Here is a 13,967-nt window from a genome sequence, read left to right on the forward strand (position 1 = left end):
GTTTCACCCCCTGGTGTAATTAAAGTATAATGATATTAGCTATATCACTGAGTTTTTCTAATTCTTTCCGGGCATCACTACTTAATTGTGAATCCAAATCAAATTGACACAAGTATTTTCCGTCTTTTTCCAAATTGATGGAGTTATTAATATCCACATCGTACTTTTTAAAGATTCTGCGTAATTCAAGTTCAAGATTATTTCTGTCTGAAATCGCTATCATTATCGGCAATGAACCTTGAGGATTTAAGCTAAATCCATCGATTTCAATATGTTTCACTTTAATTAATCCACCACCGACTGAAATACCCACTGTTCGAATACATCGACTATCATCCTCGAGATAAATATCAGCAGTATTTGGATGATCGACAGGACTATCACCTGATTCTTCTAAAAAGGTGATGTCAATGCCTTGAGATTCTGCTATTTTAATAGCATCTGGTACCCTACTATCATCAGTCTTAAAACCTAATATACCGGAAATAATGGCAAAATCAGTTCCGTGTCCTTTATGAGTTTCTGCAAATGATTCATAATACTTTACCACAACTTTTTTTGGAAGACCTTTAAATAATTTATTTGTAACCAATCCGATGGCTAAAGCACCTGCCGTATGTGAACTTGAGGGTCCGATCATAACTGGTCCAATCACATCAAAACAACTTTTGTAACTATCATTCTTTTTTTCTTTAATCGTTACTACGTTCATGGCCAATCCTCCCTTGAATTTAATGGTGTTATTTACTGGAATAATCTTGCAATAATATTTATTAAAAATTAAAACATGCAACTAAATCAAGTTTGGTAAAATTTTACATGAAAGTGCTTCTAATATTGTCAATAAGAATTGAGTACCAATTATTTTAAATTTTCATTGAACTATGAAGAAATTTTTGTTTTTGCTTCAATTGGTGCTTACTAATTACGAATCTAAGCTTCTATCATTCTTTTATCACTTGTTAGACTAGAAATGATTTGACATGTGCAACAATAAAAGCAGACACATAATAAATTTTTATTAATTAGATTCCTTTATTACTGATAGAAAGAACTATATAAACCCGCTTTCAAAACACACCAAATCATCCATCAGAATACCTTTTTATTCTATTATTCCTCTTTTGAGTTCACCTCCTATATTATTATTTTGAAAAGCTCCAAGGACAAGATTACAAGTTTCTAAGAAAAACCATTTAATGCCTTAATAATAATTATCAATATAATAATTTATTATTACATGTTAAAAGTATCACATAAAAAATATAGCGTCAATGACAAGATTACAAGTTTCTAAGAAAAACCATATAATGTCTCAATAATAATTATCAATATAATAATTTATTATTACAAGTTAAAGATATCACATAAAAAATATAGCGTCAATATGGTGTAATAAAAAAAGAACGTGCCATTGACGACGGGGCTGTCCGATAATTCCTTAAAAGTAAAGCAGCTAAGAAAATGAAACTATTTTCCTTAGCTGCTTTTTTAAATTGAACATTAAAGGTAGGAGTAAGTCGTTTTTTAGTGACTTTTTTTCATCTGTTTCTGGAAAAAGTGTCATTTGCATGTTATAATCCTCACTAGTAATCATTTGATTGCTCATAAAAAATCGTCCTCCTTAACAGTGTTGTGTAGTAACTTTATTAAAAATGATAAAGGGGCTCCAGAAAGTCAGATTACTGACTTTCTGGACAGCCCCATTCTTATCCATTTATATATAATGGCTACTTTTGTCGTGCCACGGACGACCTAACTATTTCATATTTGTAATAAGAGTTTCATAGAACAAAAGAAATAAAGTATGGCTTAACTTTTTCCGATCTGTATTCTTTATAGAAATTTCCCAACAATCTACCTGTTTTCTAGATATATCGCCATATTAAATGAAAATTTATTTATTGTTATTTTCGTTAAGTGATACTATACGTAGATAACGGTAAACACTTGATTCAGCCATTCCCATTACTTTAGCAACGTCATTTATAGTACCTTTAATATCAAATACACCATGTTCCTTTAATTTGGAAATGGCGAGTTTTTTTTGTTCAGGTGATAATTGAGCGCCAGATTCTAATATATCTTTGTCTATTTGTGTATAAATAATGTTCTGAATATTTTCGGTCAGTTTTTCAACGGGTTGTTCCTGTTCTGTTTTCTTGTCCATATACGCTATATCCCAGCTTAGATTAGCTAATTTTAATACATCCTTTGCGACCTTTCGATAGGCATCCGCATCAAAGTTTATACATAAAAGACCTTGTAATTGACCTTCATGATCTTTTATAAACATGGTTGATGAACGAAATTTTCTACCTTTTGGTCCTTCTCCAACATAATTTACAATAAAATCTTTTTTTAAATATACTTTTTCCTCAATTAACTTTTTTGCATAGTTGGTTAAGGAGCTATTTAATGACCTTCCACTTAATTCACCATTGACGATGTGACCAATGTGAGAACCTCCATCAGGATCTAAAACATGTAATACAAATTCATAATGAGATCCAAAAATTTCACCAATATAATTCATTATATTTTTATAGTGTTGAAAAAGATGATTATCCAACTCAGTACTCCTCCTTTTAATAAATCCTTGGTTTTGAATGGTTGGTTATAAATTTCCGAGATAATTTTAAGTAAATCGTTTTTTAATCATAAGTGGGTATTACTACCACGCTTTATATCTTATACTTATTAGGTACCTCGCTCGTGAACTACTCACCACTTATCGACCTTGCGGTCTGATTGAAGTGGAAGCTTCTTGGGAACTAGATACTTTTGTTCGCTATCTATATTTACCAAGCCATAAGGGCAGTCCCTGCCCCTAAAGAAAATACCAACTACATGGCTAGTTTCAGCAAGTTCTTACTTGCATTCACATCCCTGTCATGATGAGTGTTGCATTTTGGACAATCCCACTCACGAAGATTTAGGTTTTTTACATCTTTGTTTTTATAGCCACAGCACGAACATAGCTGACTACTTGCATAGTTTTTAGGAGCAATGATCAAATTACGACCTTTCCACTCTGCTTTGTAATCAAGATATTCTCTGAATTTAGACCAAGATCCTTCACTGATTGCTTTGGCTAGTTTATGATTCTTTTGCATATTCTTCACTTTCAAGTCTTCAATCACAATCACTTGGTTTTCGTTTGTGACTTCATTACTTATTTTGTGAAGAAAATCATTACGTTGATTCGCTATTTTTTCATGAAGTTTAGCAACTTGCAGTCTAGCTTTCTCTCTATTCTTAGAACCTTTCTTTTTGCGTGACAAAGAACGTTGCAAAAAAGTTAATTTTTTTTCAGCTTTTTTCAACCATTTAGGATTTTCGTACTTTTTGCCATTAGACAATATTGCAAAGTCTTTTAGACCAACATCAATTCCGACTTTTGTAGCTAGTTTTGGAAAGAATTGTTCATTATCTTCTACTAATACAGAAGCAAAATATTTATTTGTAGGTGTTTTAGAAATTGTTACAGACTTAATTAAGCCAAAAAATTGTCTATGTTGCTTCATTCTTACCATTGTCTTTAATTTTGGCAGTTTGATGTAGCCATTCTCAATGTATACAGTTCCTTTTTGATTGTTTGTTGTATAGCTGCGATAATTGTCTTTCTTGGTCTTGAATTTTGGAAAACCCACTGATTTATCACGAAAGAAATGAGCATATGCTTTGTTCAAGTTCATTTGTGCATTAGCCAAGGCAAGGCTATCCACTTCCTTGAGAAAAGGAAATTCAGCCTTATATTGTGCAGGGGTAGCGTATTTGATAGATTTATCCATTTTTTCTTGTGATTCCTTGTAAGAATGGATTCTATCAGCAAGCATTTTGTTGTATACAAACCGTACACACCCAAATGTTTTTTCAAAGAATAGTCGTTGTTCTGCATGAGGATATATACGATACTTATATGCTTTTAACATCATTTACACCTACTTTCTTCCTTGTTTTCCAATATACTGTTTGATTGTTTATAGACGATTATAGAACAATATTTTGGCTTGCACCAACCGAAAATTCATCTCCCACTTTCATTGGGCTACGCCCTTCACATTTAAAAGTGAGAGAATTCTTTTCGGAAACCCAGTTAAATTGGAACAGCCCTATTTTATTCATCAATATTATCCAATATATTCTTTACCACCCATATAAGGTCTTAAAACTTCTGGTATTCGTACTCTTCCATCCTTCTGTTGATTATTTTCTAAAATGGCTGCAACAGTACGCCCAATTGCTAATCCAGAACCATTTAGCGTATGAACGAATTCAGGCTTCCCTTTTGGTTCTCTTCTAAACCGGATATTTGCTCTTCTTGCTTGGAAATCTTCAAAATTACTGCAAGAAGAAATCTCACGATATGTGTCGTAGCTTGGTATCCATACTTCTAAGTCATATTTTTTTGCAGCAGCAAAACCTAGATCCCCTGTACAAATAGCTACTACCCGATAAGGAAGTCCTAGCAATTGTAATACCTTTTCTGCATCATTTGTTAATTTTTCTAATTCCCCATAAGAATCTTCTGGTTTAACGAATTTCACCAATTCAACTTTATTAAACTGATGTTGACGAATTAAACCACGTGTGTCTCTTCCTGCCGATCCAGCTTCAGAACGAAAACAAGCACTGTACGCAGCAAACTTAGCAGGAAGATCATCTTCGGACAATATTTCATCACGATAGTAATTCGTAACAGGCACTTCCGCCGTTGGTATTAAGAAATAATCCTCCTTCTCAACTAAAAACACATCTTCTTCAAATTTTGGCAGCTGCCCAGTCCCTGTAAGGCTTGCCCGATTCACTAAATACGGAGGCAACATTTCTGTATAACCATGTTGTTCAGTATGAAGATCAAGCATAAAGGAAATTAGCGCTCTTTCTAATTTTGCGCCAAGGCCTTTATAAAAAACAAAGCGACTTCCTGTTACTTTTGCAGCACGTTCAAAATCAATAATTTCTAATTCAGTAGCAACACCCCAATGGGGTTTTGGTTCAAAATCAAATTGAGGAAGTTCTCCCCACTTACGAATTTCAACATTCTCATCCTCTGTATCACCAATGGGTACGGTTTCATGCGGCAAATTTGGAATGGATAAAAGTAATGCATTTAATTCTTCTTCAATCACACGTAATTCTTCATCGAGTTTCTTTATTTGTTCACCAACTTCACGCATTTCTACAATTAAATCTTCAGCATCTTTATTCTCTTTCTTTAGAACGGCGATTTGAGAAGATACATCTTTTCTCCTTTTCTTTAATTGTTCAGTTTTGACGATTAAATTCCGACGCTTTTGGTCAAGTTCACCAAACTTTTCTAAGTCGGTTAAGTCTTCACCACGATGTTGTAATTTGGCTTTTACCTCTTCAAAGTTCTCCCTAAGCCGTTTAATATTAAACATTTTACTACCTCCTTTTTAGTTTAAAAATAGACTTAAATAAAAAAAACTTCCATCCCTAAAAAGGGACGGAAGTTTGATATCCGCGTTGCCACCCAAATTGTAAGTATTGTAAAAAATACTTACCTCTTGATAATATATCGGTTTCACCGGCAGTACCTACTCAAATTCTTTTCAGTACCACTCTCAAGGATGGATTCACAGGTCTTTACTACTGATTTTCACCTACCATCAGCTCTCTTAAAGTAAATTTACCTTGTTACTATTTCCTGTCATCGATTTAAAAGTATGTGATTATTTTAACAATATTATATCTAAATCATTTAAGATAGTCAAGATACACATAGTATGTGTGTTTTCCAAGAAAGCCAGTGATATCATCTTTATCAGCTCTGTTCTCTCTTATTGAACGGTGACTTTCCTCAATTACAGGACAGTATCAAGCGGGTCTATCATCCAGGGAAAGAGCTTTCGCCGCTAAGCATGCTGAAGGTGTATATGTCTCAATGCGACTATTCCGATCGCTAAAAAATACGTAAAGAAGATACGTAGCCAAGCGGAAACATACGGAAGAAAACCAAAGGAAATCAGCTTGTTCACACCAATTGTTGGAAAAACCCAGGAAGAAGCGGATACGAAATACGAAGACTATAAAAAGCATATCAGTAGAGAAGGTGCATGAAGTCTGTTCAGCGGCTGGACAGGGATCGACCTTTCCTATTTCGATCCAAACGAAAACCTTCAGTTTGTCGAAAATGATTCTATGCGCTCGCGGGTGGAAATTTTTACGAAAGCTGATCCAGACAGACAATGGGAGGGATGTCTTGTGTACCACCCAACTTGAAAAATGATTCTTTTCCATGTTTATGATCTGTAGTTCTAATGCTCTATTTTGTGTGTATCAATAAAAACTTCTTCGATTTTCTTTACATGTGCTATAATGTAATTGATTTTGGGGGGAATAAACAAAATGAATGAGACAACGAAAAACTTTTTCGAACGATTAAAATCTGTCTTTAAAAATAAAAAATTATTGCGAGGCACTCGAATTACCTATGGAGTTGCATGGAATCTTATTCTCCTGATAATGATCGTTATGATTATCGGAGCTGGATTTGCGGCAGGTGTTGGCGCAGGATACTTTGCTTCCTTAGTGAAGGATGAGAAAATTCGCTCTTATAAGCAAATGAAAAAAGATATTTATGATTATGAGGAAACATCGGAAATTTATTTTGCCAATCAAGTCTATCTTGGGAAACTGAGAACAGATCTTGATCGTGAAAAAATTACGATTAAAGAAATCCCCGAACAATTAAAGCATGCTGTCATTGCTACAGAGGATGAATATTTTTACGAGCATCAAGGTATTGTTCCAAAAGCATTATTCCGGGCAATATTCCAAGAATTAACGAATTCTTCTGTTCAATCAGGCGGAAGTACACTTACACAGCAGCTAATTAAAAACCAAATATTAACAAATGAAGTTTCATTTGATCGAAAAGCAAAAGAAGTGCTGCTCGCACTACGTTTAGAGAAATTTTTTGAGAAAGATGAAATATTAGAGGCATATTTAAACGTCTCGCCTTTCGGCCGAAATTCCTCTGGACAAAATATTGCTGGTGTTCTCTCTGCTTCAAAAGGAATATTTGGGGTTGAACCTAAGGATTTAAACATACCACAAGCAGCTTATATTGCAGGGCTTCCGCAAAGTCCTTTCGGCTATACACCGTTCACGAATAAAGGAACCATTAAAGAGAATCTAGAACCAGGTTTAAAGCGGATGAAAACTGTCTTGTTTCGCATGCATGAAGAAGGTTATATTACAACAAAAGAATATGAAGATGCTTTAAATTATAATATTGTGAATGACTTTATCGAACCATTACCCAGCACAATTGAAAAATATCCTTATCTCACATTTGAAGTCGAAAATCGTGCAATTAAACTTTTGGCAAAAATACTTGCAGAAAAAGATGGATTAACAGAAAACGACTTAAACGAAAATGAATCGTTAAAGGACAAATATCTCACTCTTGCTGATAGAGATTTAAGGCAAAATGGCTATCGCATTCATACGACTATTGATAAAGATATATACGATAAAATGCAAGAAGTGAAGAATCAATATGATGGCTATGGTCCAACCTTTACAAAAATCGTTAAAAATGATGAAGGGATCGATGAAGAAGTTCAAGAACCTGTCCAAATTGGCGCTGTTTTGATTGAAAATAAAACAGGAAAAATTATTAGCTTTGTTGGCGGCCGTGATTTTAACATCGAACAGACGAACCATGCTACTCGGAGTAAACGGCCAATTGGATCGACAATGAAGCCACTGCTTGTATACGCTCCAGCAATGGAAATGGGTAAATTGGCTCCAGGATCTATTATTGCTGATACAGAAACCGGCATCCGCTCCGATAGCGGCAAACCATGGCCGCAGAACTATGTCGCAGGAAGGTATTACGGCCTTGTAACAGCCCGAGAAGCATTAGCTAAATCCCATAACGTTTCAGCTGTTAAAGTATATAAAGATATTATTGGCCAAAGACCTGCAGCATATTTAGAAAAAATGGGTTTTTCTTCTGTAGTAGAAGAAGATTATCAAAATTACTCTACCGCATTAGGCAGCTTAAAATACGGTGCTACAGTTGAAGAAACAGTCAATGCTTTTACATCCTTTACAAATGAAGGCAAGTTTATTGATTCATATATGATAGATCGTATTGAGGATCATCAAGGCAACATCATCTATGAACATAATGTAGAATCTGTGGATGTCTTTAGTCCGCAAACGGCCTTTCTGACCATCGATATGATGAGGGAAGTATTTCGCAGCGGAACAGCTTCTTCTGTACCGAAAATGCTGAAGTTTTCGTCTGACTGGGCAGGAAAAACAGGGACAAGTAACGATTATAAAGACTCTTGGCTAGTTGCTTCTAACCCAAATGTAACATTTGGAACCTGGATCGGATACGATCAGCCAAAAAGTCTGTACTCAAAAGCCTATGGCGACTATAACGTTCGAAATTACAAAATTTGGAGCATGTTGATCAATGGAGCCTTTGATGCCAATCCAGAATTAATCAATCCAAAAGAAAGCTTTAAGATGCCTGGAGGAATTGTGAAACGTTCATATTGTGCCATTTCAGGCAAGCTTCCATCTGAGGCATGTGCAAGAGCAGGATTGGTTCAAACAGATTATTTTAATGCAAATTTTGTCCCAAGTGAAGTAGACGACAGTCTTATTGTCAGCCGCTATGTCACCATTCATGGAAACAAATATCTTGCTTTAGATTCGACTCCAGCAGAATTTTCAGAGTCTGGCCTCATGTTAAACCCAGACTTTATCAATACCATTGCCGGAACTAGTCTACAGGATATTAAACAGCTCATTCCAGAGCATTCAAAGCTATCAAGCATCTTGGTTCCTTACGCCAAAATATCTGACAATGGTGTTGCACCAGCTACAGTAAATGCAAGTATAAATGCAAATACAATTTCGTGGACGCCATCTAGCAGCAATGATGTCATCGGCTATCGAATATATACACATTCAGGTCAAAAAGTTGATTCTGTTAAAGCAGATAGTGGACTGACAAGATCAGTTGGAAATGGTTCTTACTATGTCGTGGCTGTAGATATTGCTGGCAGAGAATCAGCACCATCGAATATTGTGAAGACTGGTGACATAGAAACGGATAACAATCAAGAGGAAGATAATGAACAAACAGAGGAGCAGAACGAAGAATCTTCCAATAAAGAAGACGCAATAGAAAATGAAACACCCCCTACTCCAGAACCAGACAAGGAAAGGAGCCAAGATTCTATTACTGAAAGTGCATCTGGGCGTAAGAAATATTGATGCATATGCAAATAAACACAAGCCGATTCTAAAGGCTTGTGTTTATTATTTTGCTGCTTGATCAATTTTCCAACGTTGAAAGATCGCCTGTTGGCAAATTAAGCTCCCAAGCTTTGAGGACACGGCGCATAATTTTTCCACTTCTTGTCTTTGGCAGTTTATCTTTGAATTCGATTTCACGTGGAGCTGCATGTGCGGATAAGCCTTTTCTTACAAATTGCCGTATTTCTTCCTTTAATTCATCTGACTCTTCATACCCTTCCAATAAAGAGACAAAAGCTTTAATAATTTCTCCTCTGACAGGATCGGGTTTCCCAATGACGCCAGCTTCTGCCACCGCAGGATGCTCTAATAGCATACTCTCTACTTCGAACGGTCCAACACGTTCGCCAGATGTAAGGATAACATCATCAATACGCCCTTGGAACCAGAAATAGCCATCTTCATCCATGTATGCAGAATCGCCTGATACATACCAATCACCCGGCATAAAATAAGATTCATATTTTTCTTGATTGTTCCAAATTGCCTGCATCATCGCTGGCCAGCCTTTTTTTATCGCTAAATTCCCCATTCGATTTCTCGGCAGCTCATTTCCTTGGTCATCTACAATTGCTGCAATGACACCTGGAATTGGTTTCCCCATCGAACCTAACTTAATCTCCATACTAGGATAATTACAAATCAGATGAGCGCCAGTTTCTGTCATCCACCATGTATCATGGATGCGATGATGAAATACCTTCATTCCCCAGCGAATGACCTCTGGATTAAGCGGCTCTCCTACACTTAATACATGGCGAAGGGAAGAGAGATTAAACTTCTTCACCATTTCATCCCCCGCCCCCATCAACATTCGATAAGCAGTTGGGGAACTATACCAGACGGTAACACCGTAATCCTCAATTGTTTTATACCAATCTTCTACTTTAAAGCGGCCGCCGACAACGACATTAGATGTTCCTGTTAGCCATGGTCCAAAAATGCCATAAGCGGTTCCCGTCACCCATCCTGGGTCTGCTGTACACCAATAGATATCCTCCTCATTTAAATCCAAAACCCACTTAGCAGTTTGATATTGTTGGATCATTGCATTGTGGACATGCAGTACTCCTTTTGGCGTTCCCGTTGAACCAGATGTATAATGAAGGAGCATTCCATCATTTCGATCAACCCATTCAATCTGCAAATCTTTCTCTGCTTCGTCCATTTTCTTTAAGAAATCAAGGTGCTTTTCATCCTCTTTAATATCTTTACCAACCAAGAATATGTATTGCAACGCTGGCAAATCAGCAACTGGTATACGTTCAAGCAATTCTGGCGTTGTAATGAGCACTTTAGCGTCACTGTCTTTCAAACGATCCCTTACTGCTCCTTCCATGAACGCCTCAAATAAAGGACCGACAATGGCACCTAATTTAATAGCACCTAAAAAAGCAAAATATAATTCCGGGGATCGCGGCATAAAGATAAAGACTCTGTCGCCTTTTTCAACATCTCCATACCTTTTTAAAACATTGCCGGCTTTATTCGTATAATCCTTCATTTCTTTAAACGTATATTTCTCATTTCTCTCACCATCGCGATAATATAAAGCTATCTTATTTTTCCGAAAAGTCTTGGCATGGCGATCAATTGCTTCATATGCCATATTCATTAAACCAGTTTCATGCCAAGAAAAGTTTTTTTCTGCCTCTTTCCAATTAAACAATTCATACATTTCATCATAATTCGCTAAGTTATACGCTCCTTTTATCGGAGATAATGTTTCTACTTTCATATATGCTCCTCCTTCGACTTAAGATCACCATTTTATTATATTATAAAATATAACTATTCTCAATTTTTATAAATATTTGTGAACAACGCTCCAAACTTCCCCTGATCATGAGTCAACGTGTTATAATTGTCTTAAAATAACGAAAGCATCTGCAACATCAAAAAGAATGAGCTGATGAACGAGGTGTTATTGAAGTGGAGCATATAAAAACATACAATGCAATGGCGGTAAAAACACAAAACGGCGACCTTATTATTGAAGGGCCTGTCACTGGAAACTATTTAGCAAGCCTTGATTTTCATGAAGACCTCATTGCTTTTCGTCCCCCTAATCAGCAGCATCAAGCCTTAATCGAAATTGCTGACTTGCCGGAAGGAAGAATTCTCATTGCAAGAGACCATCACACGATTGTTGGCTATGTTACTTTCCTCTTCCCAGATCCGCTTGAACGTTGGTCTCAAGGCAAGATGGAAAACCTTTTAGAACTTGGTGCAATTGAAGTCATTCCTAAATATCGAGGCGCTTCCGTGGGGAAAAGTCTGTTAAAGGTTTCCATGATGGATGAGGCGATGGAAGACTATATTATCATTACCACTGAATATTATTGGCATTGGGATTTAAAAGGGACGAAATTAAATGTATGGGAATACCGTAAAATGATGGAAAAAATGATGAATGCAGGTGGATTAGAATGGTTTGCAACAGATGATCCTGAAATTAGCTCCCATCCAGCAAATTGTTTGATGGTTAGAATTGGGAAAAGAGTTGATAACGAATCCATTCAACAGTTTGATCGTCTTCGCTTTATGAACCGTTTTATGTATTAAGTTTTGTGTTATTTATAAAGTGTGTTTTACCTATGAGAAGAACGATACAAAAAGTTAGGTGACACTAGGACTTTTTAAACAACCTCATGAATCTAATGAAGGATAGGAGATGAACATAATGATCGTGGAAGAAATTATGACAAAAAATGTTTTTTTCCTTGCTCCCAATGACACCATTAAAACAGCCTTGCAGCTGATGCATGCAAAAACAATTCGACATATTCCGCTAGTAGATGAAAACCGCCATGTTGTCGGGCTAGTTACGGAAAGAAATATAAAAGAAGCAGCTCCTGCCTTTTTGGAAGAAGAAGATCTTAGTGAAAAGCTTGAGAAACCGCTTTCTCGTATTATGAAAACAAATATTATTACAGGGCATCCTCTTGATTTTGTTGAAGAAGTAGCTGTTTTTTTTTATGAACACAAAATCGGTTGCCTGCCCATCATCTCAGAAAAAAAATTAGTCGGTATTGTTACCGGCACCGATTTATTGCATACAATGGTTGAGCTGACAGGGGCAAACCAGCCAGGATCGCAAATAGAAATTAAAGTGCCGAATCGTCCTGGCATCCTTTATGAAATTGCAGGCGTTTTCCGAAAACATCAAATAAATATCCATAGTGTATTAGTCTATCCTGATAAAAAAGATGAGCAAAACAAAATATTAGTTTTTCGTGTCGCAACAATGAATCCTATCAACATGATCGCTCATTTAAAAAAGGAAGGGCTCCACGTACTATGGCCAAATATGCCAGGGATGTCTTAAATAATGAAAGATGCTGTCTTTGTATATTCAGATGAATTGCTTTCATATCGTTTTTCGGAAAACCACCCATTTAATCAATTTCGGCTAAAACTGACGCTAGATTTATTAAGGAAGTTCGATGCAATTTCAACAGAGGATATCATCGTTCCTAGGAGAGCTGTTGATGAGGAGCTGCTCCTTAATCATGACGAGGCCTATATTGAAGCTGTGAAAGCAGCTGGAAGAGGAAAATTAAGTTCCGATCGTGCTGGGAATTTTGGTCTAGGTACAGAAGATACACCCATTTTTACTAATATGCATGAAGCAAGCGCATTATTAGTCGGCGGCACCTTAACAGCTGTGGATCATGTCATGACTGGAAAATCACGCCATGCACTACATTTAGGCGGCGGCCTGCATCATGGTTTTCGTGGAAAAGCTTCAGGATTCTGTATTTATAATGATAGTGCTGTTGCAATCAAATATATCCAAGAAAAATATCATGCTCGTGTATTATACGTAGATACTGATGCTCATCATGGCGACGGTGTTCAATGGTCTTTTTACGATGATGAAAATGTCTGTACTTTTTCTATTCATGAAACAGGACGATACCTTTTTCCTGGAACAGGCAATGTGAATGAGTGGGGAATTGGAAAAGGCTATGGCTATTCCTTCAACATTCCATTAGATGCTTTCACAGAGGATGAGTCGTTCATAGATGCTTATACGACCGCACTGAAAGAAATTGTCCATTATTTCAAACCAGATGTCATCTTGACACAAAATGGGGCTGATGCCCACTATTATGATCCACTTACACATTTGTCGGTTTCCATGGCAACATATCAGGCTATTCCAAAGCTAGTACACGAGCTTGCTCATGAATATTGTGATGGAAGATGGATTGCCGTAGGTGGAGGCGGATATGATATATGGCGTGTTGTTCCACGAGCATGGTCACTTATTTGGCTGGAAATGACAAGACAAACTCACGCAAAAGGAGCACTTCCCTCTAGCTGGCTTGAAAAATGGCAGCCATATTCGCCAATCTCCTTGCCTAAGTACTGGGAAGACCCTACGGATATGTACCCACCGATTCCACGAAAAAAAGAAATAGAAGAGAAAAATCAACAAACAGTAAATAGAGCCCTTATTTTTATTCGGCCACAATAGATAACGCTTACATAAAGTGAAACTTCCATCAGTGGGGGTTTTCTCTTATCCCTCACTGATAAGAAGTAGAACAAAGGCTAAGATCGCAACGTCCTGTTGCAACGCCTTTATGACCGACATCCTCGAAAAAGAAGAGCACTTTTTCTTCGTGCGATGTAGATTCAAGAAGCTT

10 protein-coding genes and 1 other annotated feature are annotated in these 13,967 nt (G+C 36.6%); of the genes, 4 read left to right on the plus strand and 6 right to left on the minus strand.

What is annotated here, in order from left to right:
* Window positions 1–19: 19 nt before the first annotated feature.
* The 5 genes from J2S08_RS13410 to serS form a co-directional block, all read right to left on the minus strand.
* A complete protein-coding gene (locus J2S08_RS13410) occupies window positions 20–718 on the minus strand; it encodes a serine dehydratase beta chain (protein WP_307230320.1) in 699 nt (232 codons plus the stop codon).
* 738 nt (window positions 719–1,456) lie between these two features.
* Window positions 1,457–1,609, minus strand: coding sequence for a hypothetical protein (locus J2S08_RS13415; protein WP_307230322.1), 153 nt, complete (start codon window positions 1,607–1,609; stop codon window positions 1,457–1,459).
* Window positions 1,610–1,897: 288 nt separating this feature from the next.
* Window positions 1,898–2,572, minus strand: coding sequence for a helix-turn-helix transcriptional regulator (locus tag J2S08_RS13420; RefSeq protein ID WP_307230324.1), 675 nt, complete (start codon window positions 2,570–2,572; stop codon window positions 1,898–1,900).
* Between the two features lie 274 nt (window positions 2,573–2,846).
* Window positions 2,847–3,935: an IS200/IS605 family element RNA-guided endonuclease TnpB gene (gene tnpB, locus J2S08_RS13425; RefSeq protein WP_307230326.1), complete on the minus strand. Its 1,089-nt coding sequence runs from the start codon at window positions 3,933–3,935 to the stop codon at window positions 2,847–2,849.
* 198 nt (window positions 3,936–4,133) lie between these two features.
* On the minus strand, window positions 4,134–5,408 hold the full coding sequence (gene serS / locus J2S08_RS13430) for a serine--tRNA ligase (protein ID WP_307230328.1): 1,275 nt from the start codon (window positions 5,406–5,408) through the stop codon (window positions 4,134–4,136).
* 58 nt (window positions 5,409–5,466) lie between these two features.
* Window positions 5,467–5,690: a binding site (T-box leader), on the minus strand.
* 685 nt (window positions 5,691–6,375) lie between these two features.
* Here serS and J2S08_RS13435 point away from each other — a divergent pair.
* Window positions 6,376–9,270: a transglycosylase domain-containing protein gene (locus J2S08_RS13435; protein WP_307230330.1), complete on the plus strand. Its 2,895-nt coding sequence runs from the start codon at window positions 6,376–6,378 to the stop codon at window positions 9,268–9,270.
* 61 nt (window positions 9,271–9,331) lie between these two features.
* Here the strand turns inward: J2S08_RS13435 and acsA are convergent, their stop codons facing one another.
* Window positions 9,332–11,050 carry an acetate--CoA ligase gene (gene acsA, locus J2S08_RS13440; RefSeq protein WP_307230333.1) on the minus strand — a complete coding sequence of 573 codons (1,719 nt, stop codon included), beginning with the start codon at window positions 11,048–11,050 and terminating at the stop codon, window positions 9,332–9,334.
* A 194-nt stretch (window positions 11,051–11,244) separates the two neighbouring features.
* Between acsA and J2S08_RS13445 the strand changes: the two genes are divergently transcribed.
* The 3 genes from J2S08_RS13445 (at window position 11,245) to J2S08_RS13455 (ending at window position 13,795) form a co-directional block, all read left to right on the plus strand.
* Window positions 11,245–11,877: a GNAT family N-acetyltransferase gene (locus J2S08_RS13445; RefSeq protein ID WP_307230335.1), complete on the plus strand. Its 633-nt coding sequence runs from the start codon at window positions 11,245–11,247 to the stop codon at window positions 11,875–11,877.
* Between the two features lie 118 nt (window positions 11,878–11,995).
* Entirely contained in the window at window positions 11,996–12,640 is a 645-nt protein-coding gene (locus J2S08_RS13450) for an acetoin utilization AcuB family protein (protein ID WP_307230337.1), read from the plus strand.
* Window positions 12,641–12,643: 3 nt separating this feature from the next.
* Window positions 12,644–13,795, plus strand: coding sequence for an acetoin utilization protein AcuC (locus tag J2S08_RS13455; protein WP_307230339.1), 1,152 nt, complete (start codon window positions 12,644–12,646; stop codon window positions 13,793–13,795).
* Window positions 13,796–13,967 lie beyond the last annotated feature (172 nt).

Origin of the sequence: Bacillus chungangensis (assembly GCF_030812995.1) — a bacterium.
GTDB lineage: Bacteria > Bacillota > Bacilli > Bacillales > Bacillaceae_C > Bacillus_CF > Bacillus_CF chungangensis.